Below are 14,265 nucleotides of genomic sequence, written 5' to 3' on the forward strand. Positions count from 1 at the left end.
ACCAACAACACACCATACACCCACCCCGAAACCTGCCACTCCAACACACGCTTCACCAATACCGACACCGCCATACCGGCTGCTGTCACCACCACCGCAGGAAAAATCATCGGAGACGGATCATACCCCTTCCAATGCATCGCCGGAATACCCACCGCAAAAAAACCAACGATTATAAAAAACATTAAAAATAACAATGATATATAAACATCAGCCGTTTTTTCTTCGTATTTCTCCTCACGAACCTCCCGAGCTTCATGCTCACGCTGATACTCCTCCACCTCCTCATCAGACATCTTCGCCACACGATACAACTCATAATAATTATTCAACAAAATACCCGGATACAACCCACACACCACAGACCCAAAACCAAACATCGACAGACCACGAAAAGGCATCGGAAAAAGACCAAACAAAAACATAAACCCAAACGCAACAGGCACCATCCACCCTAACGCCCGCCGCGGATGCAAAAACCGAAACAAACAAAAATTAACCGCAATACCTACAAACGGCAAAGAAAACAACACCACATAAAACGGCAAATGAGGACCCACCATAGGATGCGACGGCGCAACCCGCACCACCAACCCCACAATAGGCCACCAAATCAACACCTGCACCACCAAAGCCCAAAACGGACCCCAACCCCAATACACACAATCCCGAACACGCACCCGCACGCCTACTCACCACCCACAAAATCAACGTCAGAACCCTCAGCCTGTTCAACATTCTCAGGCTCTTGCACGTTCTCTAGCTCACGGATATCTTCAAGAACCTGAACATTACCAGGCTCTCGTATATTTTCCGGCTCCAGAACTTGAACCTCGCCACCGGACATACCAGAACCATCCGAATCAACGCTCAAAGGAACCGGAGAAGGACCAGGAGATGGCACAGGATACGCAGGAGCACCCTCAAAATTCAAAAGCCTATCCACCCAATGCTTCTTCGCCGCATCAGACAACGCCACCAAACCAGCATTCGTCGTAGAATTCAACGCCAACGGGCCAAAATCACGATACTGATTACGCACTGATGTAGGATGCCCCAAGCCCATCTGCCGATAAGACCCCAAGTACTCAGGGCCCTTCAGCGGCTGCCCCAAAGAACCGACCTTCACATTCTCCAATTTATGATTCTTCGGGCCAAAATTACCCACTTGGCTCAATGTACCTCCGGACAAGAAGTTATACACCTTATCCCCACCCGATGTAGGATTACCCGACAGACCAGCCCACAGCTCACCATTAGCCACACTCATACCGCCAGCAAAACCAGCCTCCAAACTATTCTGTCCAAAACCACCGGGCTTAAAACCTAAATAGTTCCCCGCAGAACCAGCAGCAGGCTTCGCCAAACCACCCAGTATATTACCCGTAGCACCAGTCCCCATCTGATTCAACAATTCACCAGCGTTAAATGGCTCAGGAGTAAGACCCATCAAAGATTGTCCTGTATACGACACGCCATTTACGGCGGCACCAGTGATACCATTTACTGCAGCGTTAGCACCAACAGCCTTTAACCGTTGACCTACAGTAGGTTTCGCTGTTCCTAATGAAGACTTACCCACATTCACAGGACCAACAGCACGCAACTCACCTGAGGCACTCTTAGAGCCGATCTGAGCGCCCTTTGAGGCAACCGCAGCCGCAGGAGCACCAGGAACCTTACCCACCTGAGCAGGACCAGCAGCTTTCAAACTTGAAGCCCCTTTCGACCCGGTGGCGATAACAGGAATAGCCTTCCCCTGACTCGACGACACCGTCACCGCCTGTACTGGAGCACCTGAACGTGCACCTGTAGAAGCGCCTTTTGTGCCAGCGGCAACCACTGGCACATTCTCCCACTTCACAGCAGTTGGAGATGCCGAAGTAACTTTCGACTCCACATTTGCAACACGCGCTGCATTACTCGAAGAGTTCACAAGGTTAGAACCCTGTGGAACAAACCTGGTCTCTGCCGCAATCGCACGCTCACTTGTTTGAATCGCTGACGATGTAGAAGGCGAAAAGGTGCTACGCACTTTAGAAAAACCCTCCACGGCCTTAGGAGCAACCCATTTCTCAACACTGTAAGCGGCACCATAACCGGCAGCCGCTGTAAGACCTCCAGTAATACCACCCACGGTGGCTGCAAAGGCCACATCGCCAGTATCAACATACCCGCCGCTCTTCAAAGAAGCATCAGAGTTCAACGTTATACCGACTGCCATACTGCTGCCTGACAAAGTCCCGGCTGCAATCGCCACACTTAAACCGGGAATAGGTATGGAAACGATGGAAACAACTATGCCAACTGCGATAAGAGCACGCGAGACTTCTTGACGGTTCCTGCTTAACCAGCCTTCAAAGCTTGTATCTTGTGCGAGCGCAACAGAGACCTCAGTTGTACCCCATGGATCCACCATATTCATGGGGCTAGAGCCCACGAAAGAATAGGGGTCTGCGAACCATGGCGAACCGGCCACTGGCGCTAGCGGATCAGTCGACAGGAAACGCTTCGAAACACCGTCAAATGTGCGGGCACCCATGACATCCAACCCGGCGATACGCACGCTGCCGGCGCCTGTAAAGGATACTCCCTCAGGTAATACTTGGCTAAACGGGTCGAAGCTCCCTGTCCCAGGAATATGAGCTATACCCGCTGGATCAGGCACACCCCACGGATTTACCCCTTGCGGAACACCTACCTGAGAGAACCCGCCGTCGCAATCCGGTGCACTCACAGCTCCCACGCCCAAAACCTGTGGGGTATCAGAGAGTGAATCCCACAGTACAGGCATTGAGATGCTGTCTACACCAGTAACCTGAGCCAGTTCACCCGCGGCATCCGTGACAAGACGTACCCGGGACGCTACGCCGCGTACACCCAGAGCCTCCGTATGGAAGGCATCAGAATTTGACGTAGTCGTAACCGAGGAAAGACCGCCCCAAACGCCCCACTCGTACTCGCGAGCTGTACGAGTACCCTGGTTTGAAGCGGTATATTCACGCACGCGGTATCCTGCCGCATCATAGGCATAAGTTGTGGTTACGCGGTTAATAACTTCATGGTGAAGCCCCACAAACTCTGGGGCTATAGCAGCTGCGTACTCCAAGGTCTCGATCTGAACCAGTTGATTGAGGACGTTATATTCAAAGGAACGTTCACTCAGAACGGTACGTTTGTGTTGCTCTGCATCATCCACACGGTAGAGTTTTTCGCTCACCATCAGACCGTTCTCAAAGACCCATTCATATTCAAGATCGCCCTCACGAGCACCGATCAATTGACCGGCGGCATCATAGGAGTACATCACTAGTGAGTTGTTTGTCTGCACACCAGCTACACGCCCCTGGGCGTCACGGGTTATCTGGGTCTTCTCATTTATTCCCTGATTTTCAGGTTCGATGCCGCCTGCAAATTCGGAGGCTTCTTCAGCAACAAGATTTTTGCCGTATTCCGAGACTCGACCTGAAGCGTCAAACCGCCAGGTAGAAACAATATCCCCTACCTGGGCACGAACAAGCTGCCCCATCACATCATATGAATATGTGGAAACAACAGGCTTATCTTCACCGGTACTGTAGGTTTCGCGGCGAATCACATGACCCGCGCCGTCATACACCGCATGCGATGTACCGTATGGAGTTACTGTGGCAGTGCGGTTACCGTCGGCATCGTAGGAATATGTGAGAGTATATGCACCTGTAGAAACAAAAGTATTGAGCGCCTGAACCTGGTTCTCGACGTCCGTAGATTTGGACATCTTGTGCTCTGAATCTGGTGAGTGAGGGTCAATAACAGCGCTTCGGGAACGCTTAACGAGCTGCCCGGCGGAATCATACTCGTAGCGGTGCTCAACATAAGCTTCCTCCGGCGCACGACCGTCAAGAGCCTGAGCAGTGGCGTAATCACGTACCCACACAGTACGTCCCTTATTTTCACTGCCGTACTGTGCAATACGCACACCATCGCAGAAAGCATACCGAAGCTCGCCGCCGCGTTTATAGTCGTACTCGTAGGTGCGCTCATGTACACCGTCGAAAGCGCGGGTTAAACGGCCAGCCGCATCATACCCATACTCAAAGACGATACCCGCCGCGTTAGTGGTGCGGGTCAGACGGTTCAAGGCATCGTATTCGTAGCGAGTGATCTGCCCAGTAGAATCCATAACCTGCGCAATATTACCCGCAGCGTCATACTTCATGTGGGTGCGGTTGCCCAGCCCATCAATGGTCCGAATCAGCTGACCAGCGGCATCGTAGGAAAAACGACGATAGCCATACGTGTTATCGCGCAGCCCCACCAGACGACCGCCCTGATCGTATTCATAGCTTGCACTGCGAGCGCCCTTAGTCACCTTGATAACACGACCGGCGGCATCATAATCGATATATTCTGCGGAGCCATCCGGAAGGATACGCTCCACAACTTGGGAAGCGGCATCATAGACCAGACGCGTGACAGCCCATTGAGTAGGTTCAGAATCTTGTGTTATCTCAGCAGCTGGTACCGGCTCATCAAGGCTCATCGCGTACCGCTCTAGACGACCTGCTGCATCATATTCATAAGTTTGCACGCGCCCAGCAGGTGAAACTACCCGTAACGGGCGACCTGCAAGATCCCGAATAATGCGAGTTAACCCACCCTGCGCATCCACAATTTCAACAGGATTACCGGCATGATCGTAGGTGATAAATTCCTCAGAATCAGGCTTTTCGGAAGACCCTACTTTAACTCCCGTTTTCTGGGCGACCACACGACCGAAAACATCGATCTGTTTGAAGGAATTACCGTAAGCATCCGTGGTCCTCTCCAGACCACGCTTGCGGTCGACGTTCTGCTTGATCTTCACCCCTGTGGGGTCAGTTTCAGAAGTTCGGTTCCCCACGGGGTCATAGGTGTACCGAGTCACGCCGCCTAGAGGGTCAATGGCGGCAATAAGTTGACGGATTCCGTCATACTCATAAGTCCATGTTGCCCCTGAAGCCTCAATAACTTGGGTCAGGTTACCCGACTGGTTATAAATATTCCGGGTGGTGCGGCCTAACGGGTCAGTCACAGAGGTAATTTCCCGGGCTCGATTATAGGTCAGAGTAGTAACGTTTCCGTATGGATCTGTCACCGCATGAGGCAGATTTCCCTGCTCTTGATCGCCAACAATATTCGTATTATCTAGACCAGCAAAACGCTGCGCAGTGCGCAAAGTCGCAGGGACCCGCGGTGCCTCTCGGGCTTCTTGATATAAGAAACTCCAGCGAGCACCGGTAGCTTCTTCGAAGCTGGAAATCATGCCGGAAGCGTTGTATCGAATACGAAGAGTTCGCCCTAATGGGTCAATGACCTGTGTTACGCGCCCAGCACCATCACGTACCAGAGTAGTTGTGTTTCCCACACCATCCGTCATGGTCTTCAGATCCCCATGAATGTCATAGGTCATGACGGTGCACACCCCGGTGGGGTCTATGGTCTCCACAAGCCGACCGTGCTCATCCCAGACCAACTGGGTTTTCGCACCGTTGCTCTCAATAACGGCTGAAGGATTGGGGTTAACTGAATCTGCGTATTCATAAAAAGTAGTTACAGGAGTACCCAAATTCCGTACATCCCTGGCATCACAGATCGAAACCCCGGTGACGCGGTTATACTCATCCCAACTGTAGGTATAGTCGGTTCCCTCCGGGGTACGTTCGCGGACTAGCCGGTCATGCTGGTCGAAGGAACGGCTGGTAATAGAGCCATCACGATCAGTAATACTGACTCGATTATCACCAGTTCCGTACCGAATGCTGTAGCGTTTCCCGTTCCCATCTGTAACCCCCGTAAGACGTCCTTTAGGGTCGCTATAAAAAATGTTAACCCTTAGTCCGGTCTCAGCCTGAGCAACAGTTGTTACGCCTGCATCCGTATAACTATAAGAAATATCGTCATCATATTCAGTGTGCTGATGTATCACACGCCCGTTGTCATCGTAGGTATTCGTGACCTCAACGTGTCCATTAACATCGGTCACCTCATGGATCAAATGCTCCGGGGTGTGGGTATATGTGCGGGTACCATTCATCTTCTCCGCGGCGCAGAGGTGACCTGAGGCGTTCTCCCCTTCAGGCACGTAACTGTAGCCAACGGCAGTTTGGGGAGTACCCGCACTTATACCCGCTGTATTGTACGTATATGCTTGCGCGGGGCGTAATCCACCAGTGGAATCAAGCTCGTAATCTATGTGAATAGCCCGATGCGCCACAGGATGCACGAGGTCTGTGACAATACGTTGAGGTACGCTCTCAAACTCAAACGTTGCAGTAGCGTACACAGGAACCATCGCATCGCTCAAATGCCCGACCGCAGTACCCACCCAAACGCCTGCCGAGTTATATATATGGCGCGTATGTTTGTTGTCTTCAATGACCCAGTAATGTGATGTGAAGATCAGCTCTCCACGTTTTTGCGAGAAATCTACCTCTTCATGCGAGTTTTGGGCAAGTTCTTTCTCGCAGTTATGCACCTGCTCGAATGCCTGCTGCATTGCCTGCGTGATCCACTCATACAGTTCGTCGCTAGGCAGTACTTTGGTGAGCCACCAGGGTTCCTGCGGGGTGCGGTCATACCCATCACCCGAACGACTAAAGTGCAGAATACGCCCGTCTTTGGTATACCACTGAGCATTTTCTGAGGTAAAGTCAATCCAAGTATCCAAAGTGGAACACCATCCGAGCCCAAAAATTCCTGAAGGAATTGCCTCTGGATGTACCACCGCAAAACTGTTATACATACGCTCCAGAGATAATGCAGTAGCGGCAGTATTATCAAAAGCTAAATCAAGCTCATACTCAATAAAGTTACCTGTTGCAATATTAACTGGATCATTCAAATAACCTGAGCTAGGATAAGCTCCCGAAATACCTGCCGAAGGTACATAAGGAAGTATATGTGTTATTGGGAGTTTTTTAAGGTCTTGATCGTTTACAAATATACTGCTCTCAACAGAATGCAAAACCTGGGGGTTCGAAAGATTGGGATTTGTTTCGCTAAGCTCCCCCTGACTACCAGCTTTCCAGAGTTCTATCCCAATCTTTGCGGCACGATACGCCTCCACAAGGTTATCTTGGGACCAGATATAAACAGCGGCGATGAGGCTTTCTGCATTAAATTCTCCCCATTCGGTGCCATGCCTAAAAGCTTCATAAGAGGACTTCATCGCGTTATAGTCTTGCTCTACACGAGGATTCATACTCTCAATCATGTCGTGGTATTTAATAAGATGTTCAGGAATTCCCGAAACCTTTCCTTGAGCTAACTCATTCATATTTATATCGCCTGCATTAATCTTATACCTGACAAATGAATCAGCTTCTGGCCCTTTTTCACCCTTTAGATTAGCCCGTACTTGGTCAACTTTTTGGTTATACCTCTTCAAAGAAGTTGAATTGTAAACATCGTAATGAGGACGAGGCTGTGGTTCAGGCTTAGGAGGCATGGAATCTGTAGGTTTTAAATGGCGATGCTCCGGCTTCACAGGCATAACTTCTTGGCCATTGTAATGTTCTGCATTTCGCTTGATATTATCAAGAGATCCCTTCATAGACTCCCACTCAGTAACTTCTTTACGAATACGAACTTCCTCGTGGGCGGCAGCAATATATTTTTTCATATTATCTTCGGCGTTTCGAAGGGACTCGATGAGCTCTGCTCCCATCTCAATGAGACTGTCAGCATTACGAGAGAAGAGACGCCCATAACCACCCTCAAGCTGCGACTTTGCATATTCTGTGACTTCATTTCGGTCACGTGCCTGGTTTTCAAGGGTTGTCTTGCAGGTTCGGAGAGCTGCATGAAACTTCTCAGCTTCCTCAAAATCAAACTTAATCGAGTTGGTATTTGCATGCATGGGCTTATATCCCTCTTCTCTCTATCATCAGTCAACGAAAACCGGGCACATGACATCTTTGACAGCATTCCAGCGATTGACCGGGTAGATATCTCAGGGTAGCTTGAGGACGGCTCACAGTGGTTGGTTGTCCTCAAACGTATGCCATACACCGTTCGGTATCACCATTATACGAAGGTCTCCAATAAGAACCCAGAATATTCGTCAAATATTTTAATGACCCACAATTACTTTCTTTGTAATCTTTTTGGGTCTTTGGGTGAAGCTGCTTCTCATAAAACGTGTGGACGGGGTTACACAACCCCGTCCACACGTTTTATGAACTTAAATTTCCAAAATTACTGCAGTATTCCGTTATCCACTGTTATCCCGATTACAACCCCGAATATGAATGCAAACCCGAGAAGAAAATGTTCACAACCGTGAAATTAAAGATAATGCATGCATAGCCGATAATAGACAGCCATGCCGAGCGGGGGCCTGCCCAGCCGCGAGTCGCGCGTGCATGCAGATACGCCGCATACACCACCCAGATCACGAAGGTCCACACCTCTTTGGTGTCCCAGCCCCAGTAGCGTCCCCACGCGTGATTCGCCCAAATCGCACCGGCGGCAAGCGTAAACGTCCACATCACAAACGCCAGCGCGTTCATGCGGAACGCAAAATTCTCTAGAGCCTGGGCGCTCGGAACCAGGCGCATAAACGCCCATCCGCCCGATTTACCATTCAGGATGCGCTGCTCGCGCCTGGTCTGCACCAGCTGCAGTACAGCCATCGCGAAGGTAATCGTGAACACCCCGGATGCTAACACCGCAATCGATACGTGAATTACCAGCCAATAGCTTTGCAGCGCAGGCTTCAAATGCCCCACCGGCGTGGGGAAACCAATTGTGGCGGCGCACAGCATAATGAGCACAAGCCCAGACACCAGCGTGCCCACGAAGCGCACATCGCGGAATATGAGGGTTATCAGAAACACCGCAGACACCATGAGCGCGCCTGTGGTGCAGAACTCGTACATGTTCCCCCAGGGCACGCGCTGCGCTGCGATACCGCGCATTATCACGGCGGCGGTGTGCACGAGAGCGGCAAGCACCATCACAACCACGGCGATGCGCGCGGCGGGGCGGCGAACGCCCGTGTACAGCATCGCAGAATCGGCAACCTCGCCTTCGAGAGCCCGTGCGGCAGCACCCTTATACCCCATGCCGCGTTCGCCGGTGCCCTGTTCGGTACCGCCCGTGCGAACCGTATCCGCAGCGGTATTCGCCGTCGCGGATGCGCCAGAAACAGCGCCTGCACCAACCTTTATCTTCGCCTTGACGCTGGGTTTCTGTGCGGTACCCTCAGACCGCCCTTCCAGGCGCCGTGTCACGCGCGAGTTTGCCACCACATCGGAGGTGAACGCAATAAAAACGACGGTGTAAATCAGCGCCGCAATGTACATAAATAGTTCGCTGGAGCGCGCTAATGAGTCGTTCAGCATCGGCTACTTACCCTCGTTTTCATCATGGTTATCATCATCAAATTCTAGCCCCCAAGCGGCGGCGAAAGCATCGGTGAGGCGTTCGGCCTCGTTCGCAAGGCGCGGGTCTTCCCCGCGTGCCAGCAGGCCGTATTCAACCACGAGCACGCCATCGGCGGTGTGGGCACGCACCCATACACGGCGGCGCGCCACGAAAAGCGAGACGATAAGCCCGGCGAACGCGACCACAAAGGAGTACAGAACAATATTCTGCCCGGGGTCGTGGCGCACATCCAGACCGACATAGCGTTTATACCCCAAAAACTCGATCTTTCCCTTGTTATCGGGCAGCACGGCTTCGGGGTTCTGAGCGCTCAGTACAATGCCGTTGCCCTGTGCCATGGAGTTCAGCTCTTGCAACTTAGAGGTATCGAGCACGTAAACATTCTGCGGCTGCCCCGAGTTGAGCCCCAGATCGCCCGAATAGGACTGGAAAATCAGCATGGGGTTTGCGGGGGCGGAATCTACCGAGTGGGGTACGGTGGTGCCGCGCGCATAGTCGCCGGTAGGCAGGAACATGCCCACAAAACCAAGCTGGCTAGGTTTGGCATCCGGAACCTTGAGCACCACCGATGAGGTGTATTTACCGTCCGTGGTAATGCCCACCACGGTGCCCTCATAGGCGACTTTACCTTCGCCGTCCGTCACTCGCACCACGGGCGCATACCCATTACCCGAGAGGAAAATGCTGGTACCGCCAATATCGACCGGCTCATTCACCTTGAGGGTCTTCTGCTCGGTGCCGCCCTGCGGATCATGCACCGTCAGCTCCGCCTTATAGTCAAGGTCTTGCCCGTAGGTGTGGCTGTCTTGCTGGCGGTCGTAGCGCACCTGAAAATTATTGAGCGTAACCGCATACGGGGTAAGCCAGTCGGGGTTGTAATTCGTGCCGGGGGTAAACGAATCGTAGCCAATCAGCGAATTGACGAAAGTTTCATCCTGAACCAGAATTTTTTGTCCGCGGTACCCATAGAGCGAACCGAAGGCGACCCCTACCAGAATGCCAATCATCGCCACGTGAAAGAGAATATTGCCGATTTCGCGCAGATACCCGCGTTCAGCACCGACCGAGTAATGGTCGTTCTCTTCGTCTCGAATTTCAACTCGGTAGTGGCTCTTTTTCAGGATGCGCGCCGCATCCTCAATCGCACCCTTGGCACTCAGGTTCAGCCCGGCATCCGCCACGGGAATCTCAAGCTGACGGTGCACCGGCATACGGGAAAGGTTTCTGGGGGTGCGTGCCGGTGGCTTACGCCAGTCTTTCGCGTGTTTGATGGCTCGCGGGGTTACGCATCCGATCAGCGAAATAAACAGCAGCAGATAGATGGCAGAGAACCACGCCGAGGAGAACACGTCGAAAAGCTGAATTTTATCGGCAAATTCGCCCCAGCCGGGATGGTTCTTAATGTAATCGGTAACCTTGGTAGGGTCTTGGACACGCTGGGGGAAAATCGAGCCAGGCACCGCCGCCACCGCCAGCAAAAGCAGAAGCATGAGCGCCGTGTTCATTTTGGTCAGCTGAGTCCAGCACCAGCGAAGCATGCCCACGAACCCGAGGGCTGGCGCATCCTTGCGCGCTGGTTTACCGGTTTTCTCGGTCTTCTCGGATGCGTTCACGGCACGCCCGGCATCTGCGGTTTTGCCCGCCTTGCGGTTTGCAGTGTTTGTATCCTTTGCCTCTGTTGAAGTGTTTTCATCGTCGCTGTGTTCGGAAACCATGACAGCCCTCCTTTCTTAGATCGGTAGTTCGTAGGCGGGTAATGCCGCCTGTATCCATGACATCAGCTCGGTCCACAGCCCCGTCATGAGCAGTACCCCGATCAGGATGAGTACGGCACCGCCCACCCGCTGTATGCCTAGGCGATGTTTTCGCGCCCACGCCAGGGTGCTCACTCCCCTGCCCATGCCCCATGCCACGAGCAGAAAGGGAACGCCCAGACCCAGACAGTATGCGAGAGTCAGAACGACTGCCTTGCCGGTGCCGGAACCGCCCGTATATACGAGGGTCTGCACGGCCGCGAAGGTCGGCCCGATGCAGGGTGCCCATCCCAACCCGAAGGTTATGCCCAGAATCGGTGCACCCCACAGCCCGGTGATCGAGCGGCGATGCAGGCGCTTATCGGTCTGAAAGATTGAAAGCCCGCCCAGAAATATGACTCCCATAAGCACAACCAACGCGCCCAGAATCATCGTGACCCAGGACTGCCCCTTGAGCCAGGGTGCGGCGCCGAGCTGGGCGAGGACAACCGAGAGAAGCACGAAAATAGCGGAGAATCCCGCGATAAACAGGGCAACTCCGGCGAGTAACCGCCAGGTGGCTTTGCGGCGAGTTACAGCATACTCATTCGGTGTCTGAGCTTTACTCTCTGCTGTTATAGGCGCAGAAACGCTGTGATTGTCTACTACATCCTGTGTTTGAGGTGCCGTTGGCGCTAAACGCCGCGCCGCCGCCGGGTTCACGAGGGCGAAAGTTTTCGCATCCACGGGCTCCGCCGCATGCCCGTCAGCTTGTGATGCACCCGTTGCCGGTATATTCGCCCCGGCCAGTCCCGCAACATATCCCAAATACCCCGGAACCAGGGGCAGCACGCACGGGGAGGCAAAAGAAATAAACCCCGCGAGCGCGGCAAGCGGTATCGACAGCCACAGCGAGCCGTCTAGCACGGTCGAGCTGATGCTCGCCACAGGTAAAGCACCAACCCCGGCGATAGCGATGAGCGGCTGAACGGGCGTGTGCGGCACGCTAGGCACCCTTCGTCACGGTCTCGACAAGGGTTTTCAGGATGGACGGGTTAGCCTGCCCCAGCACGCGGGATGCCACGCGCCCCTTCTCGTCTAGGATCACGGTGGTGGGCACCGCTTGCGCGGGTACGTATTTGCTGAGCGAGAGAAGAACCTTGCCCGTGACGTCTTTGAAGGAAGGGTAGGTGACGTTGAAGCTGCGCTCGAAGGCTTCTGCCGTGTTCTTCTCGTCGCGCACGTTCACACCGTAAAAGGCGATTTTATCTTTGAATTCTTCGGAGAGTTTCTGCAGGTCGGGTGCTTCGGCGCGGCAGGGGGCGCATCCGGCGTACCAGAAGTTCAGCAGTACCGGTTTACCGCGCAGGGATTCGGCGGTTACGGTTTTTCCGTCGAAGAGTTCGCCGGTGAAGGCGACAGGGTCACCGCGTTCGGCTTCCTGGTATTCGGTGACGGAACCATCGCCCGCGATATAGCCTTTGTTATCGCCCGAATTTGCCTGTTTCGCCAGGGAATCATCGCTGGATGAGCACGCCGAGAGGAGCACGACACCGGCGGCGGTGGCGCAAATACCCGCGCCCGTGTGCAGAAGCGCGCGGCGAGTGAGTAGAGTATTCGGCGTCGTGGGTTTTGGCATAGGGTTCATGCTTTCCTTCCGTGCCAGCTGGTGGCGGCATCGGTGTGTGCGAAGGCCTGCGTTCTTAAACTATAGGAGACTAGCTTCCGGGAAGCTGAATCACGCCGCCGTACAGGGGCGAGGCGGGTTCGGAGTATCCGCTCACCTGCGGCATTTCATGGTCAAAATCCGTGCTCTTAAAGTCGAGGGAGGTGATCGAGGCAAGGTTGCACTGGCGTGTGCGCGGGTCATGCTGTAGCAAGCGGCCTTCTAACCCCAGGCGGGTGACCCAGATGGGCAGCTGGTGCGAGACAATAATCGCTTGTGCGCCTTCGCCACCTTTGTCGTAGGCGGTGCGTGCCGCATCCTGAATAGCGGATGCCATGCGTTTTACCTGGTCAAGGTACGGTTCCCCCCAGGATGGGCGCAGAGGGTTGTAGAGTTTGCCCCAGTGTTCACGGTTGCGCAGAAGGCCCTGCCTGGTGACATGCTCGCCCTCAAAATAGTTATCGGCTTCGATAACCCGCTGATCCGCATGTGCCTCCAGACCCAGCAGCTCGGTGATTGGCGCGGCAGATTCGCGGGTGCGCAGCAGGGGTGAGCATACCAGATGCACAATCTTGGCACCGTCCTGCGCGCGCTGAGCAAATTCTTGGGCGCTCATGCGCACCATCTGCTGGCCCTTCTCGGAGAGAGCGTAGTGTGGCAAACGGCCGTAGACAATGCGTTCGGGGTTGTGAACTTCGCCGTGGCGCATCAGGTGAACCGTAACCGTGGGCTGAGTAGTCATTCTCTCAGTTTCTCAGACTTTCGGCGCTACCCCAAAATATATTGCGAAGTGTCCGGTTAGCGGGCAAGTTTCTTGTCGAGAATCTTGCGCATGCGTTTGGGGTTAATACGCCAAAAATCCTTCGCTTCGCCGTCGATGCGCAGCACCGGAATTTCGGTCTCGTGGCGTTTGAGCAGATCCGGGTTATTGGTAATATCGAGCTCGGTATAGTCCAGACCGTACTCGGCGCAGATTTCGCTCACGGTTAGGCGCGCATCCTCACAGAGATGGCACCCGGGACGGGTCAAAAGTTCAATGACAGGTTCAGGCATAGTTCCCAGTGTATACCCGTGCAGCTTCTTGAGGTTCTGCCGCGCGATCTTGTGTGCCCAACCAATCTTGCACGCGATATATGATTCTTGTTCGCACATATGCTCGGTCGGGAATATATACAGGTCACAGCGCCACATCTAGGTTCACGCACTGGTGCGCCAGAGGCAAAACACCCCGCATCCTTGCGGTTGAACCTGCTAGATGCGGGGCGCAGAAGCCTTAATTACTTCTTATTGCGGCGCTGGTGGCGAGTCTTGCGAAGCAGTTTACGGTGCTTCTTCTTGGACATACGCTTGCGGCGCTTCTTAATAACGGAACCCATAGGATTTCCTCACTTTTCTAGACCCGGCCAAACCAAACCGGTTTGGTAGCTACCCGGGTATGTTTATACCGGTATAAAC

9 protein-coding genes are annotated in these 14,265 nt (G+C 53.5%); all 9 read right to left on the bottom strand.

All coding sequences use genetic code 11. The features are described 5' to 3' along the window. On the bottom strand, window positions 1-662 hold a 662-nt coding region (locus HMPREF2756_RS01090), incomplete at its 3' end, for a parapinopsin (RefSeq protein WP_246825778.1). 26 nt (window positions 663-688) lie between these two features. Next, a complete protein-coding gene (locus HMPREF2756_RS01095) occupies window positions 689-7,882 on the bottom strand; it encodes a DUF6531 domain-containing protein (RefSeq protein WP_070617333.1) in 7,194 nt (2,397 codons plus the stop codon). Between the two features lie 373 nt (window positions 7,883-8,255). Continuing rightward, window positions 8,256-9,368 (bottom strand): c-type cytochrome biogenesis protein CcsB, encoded by a 1,113-nt coding sequence (gene ccsB / locus HMPREF2756_RS01100; RefSeq protein ID WP_037231189.1) that lies wholly within the window; start codon window positions 9,366-9,368, stop codon window positions 8,256-8,258. Window positions 9,369-9,371: 3 nt separating this feature from the next. Beyond that, window positions 9,372-11,126: a cytochrome c biogenesis protein ResB gene (locus HMPREF2756_RS01105; protein ID WP_246825779.1), complete on the bottom strand. Its 1,755-nt coding sequence runs from the start codon at window positions 11,124-11,126 to the stop codon at window positions 9,372-9,374. A gap of 15 nt (window positions 11,127-11,141) precedes the next feature. Next, window positions 11,142-12,158: a cytochrome c biogenesis CcdA family protein gene (locus HMPREF2756_RS01110; protein WP_048754358.1), complete on the bottom strand. Its 1,017-nt coding sequence runs from the start codon at window positions 12,156-12,158 to the stop codon at window positions 11,142-11,144. Beyond that, window positions 12,151-12,792 carry a TlpA family protein disulfide reductase gene (locus HMPREF2756_RS01115; protein ID WP_080976557.1) on the bottom strand — a complete coding sequence of 214 codons (642 nt, stop codon included), beginning with the start codon at window positions 12,790-12,792 and terminating at the stop codon, window positions 12,151-12,153. Before HMPREF2756_RS01115 ends, HMPREF2756_RS01110 begins: the two co-directional genes overlap by 8 nt. Before the next feature lie 70 nt (window positions 12,793-12,862). After that, entirely contained in the window at window positions 12,863-13,552 is a 690-nt protein-coding gene (locus HMPREF2756_RS01120; RefSeq protein WP_070617335.1) for a histidine phosphatase family protein, read from the bottom strand. A 56-nt stretch (window positions 13,553-13,608) separates the two neighbouring features. Beyond that, the gene (locus HMPREF2756_RS01125; protein ID WP_246825780.1) at window positions 13,609-13,962 is read right to left on the bottom strand and encodes a glutaredoxin family protein; all 354 of its coding nucleotides are present in this window, start codon (window positions 13,960-13,962) and stop codon (window positions 13,609-13,611) included. Window positions 13,963-14,087: 125 nt separating this feature from the next. Beyond that, a complete protein-coding gene (locus HMPREF2756_RS10880; protein ID WP_005504750.1) occupies window positions 14,088-14,186 on the bottom strand; it encodes a 30S ribosomal protein bS22 in 99 nt (32 codons plus the stop codon). Between the last annotated feature and the right edge of the window lie 79 nt (window positions 14,187-14,265).

The organism is Rothia sp. HMSC067H10 (assembly GCF_001810635.1).
Lineage (GTDB): Bacteria > Actinomycetota > Actinomycetes > Actinomycetales > Micrococcaceae > Rothia > Rothia dentocariosa.

Coding starts and splice junctions, on each gene's coding strand:
- HMPREF2756_RS01115 (WP_080976557.1), bottom strand. CDS start 12,792: ATGAACCCTATGCCAAAACCCACGACGCCGAATACTCTACTCACTCGC.
- HMPREF2756_RS01095 (WP_070617333.1), bottom strand. CDS start 7,882: ATGCATGCAAATACCAACTCGATTAAGTTTGATTTTGAGGAAGCTGAG.
- HMPREF2756_RS01120 (WP_070617335.1), bottom strand. CDS start 13,552: ATGACTACTCAGCCCACGGTTACGGTTCACCTGATGCGCCACGGCGAA.
- HMPREF2756_RS10880 (WP_005504750.1), bottom strand. CDS start 14,186: ATGGGTTCCGTTATTAAGAAGCGCCGCAAGCGTATGTCCAAGAAGAAG.
- HMPREF2756_RS01125 (WP_246825780.1), bottom strand. CDS start 13,962: ATGTGCGAACAAGAATCATATATCGCGTGCAAGATTGGTTGGGCACAC.
- ccsB (WP_037231189.1), bottom strand. CDS start 9,368: ATGCTGAACGACTCATTAGCGCGCTCCAGCGAACTATTTATGTACATT.
- HMPREF2756_RS01105 (WP_246825779.1), bottom strand. CDS start 11,126: ATGGTTTCCGAACACAGCGACGATGAAAACACTTCAACAGAGGCAAAG.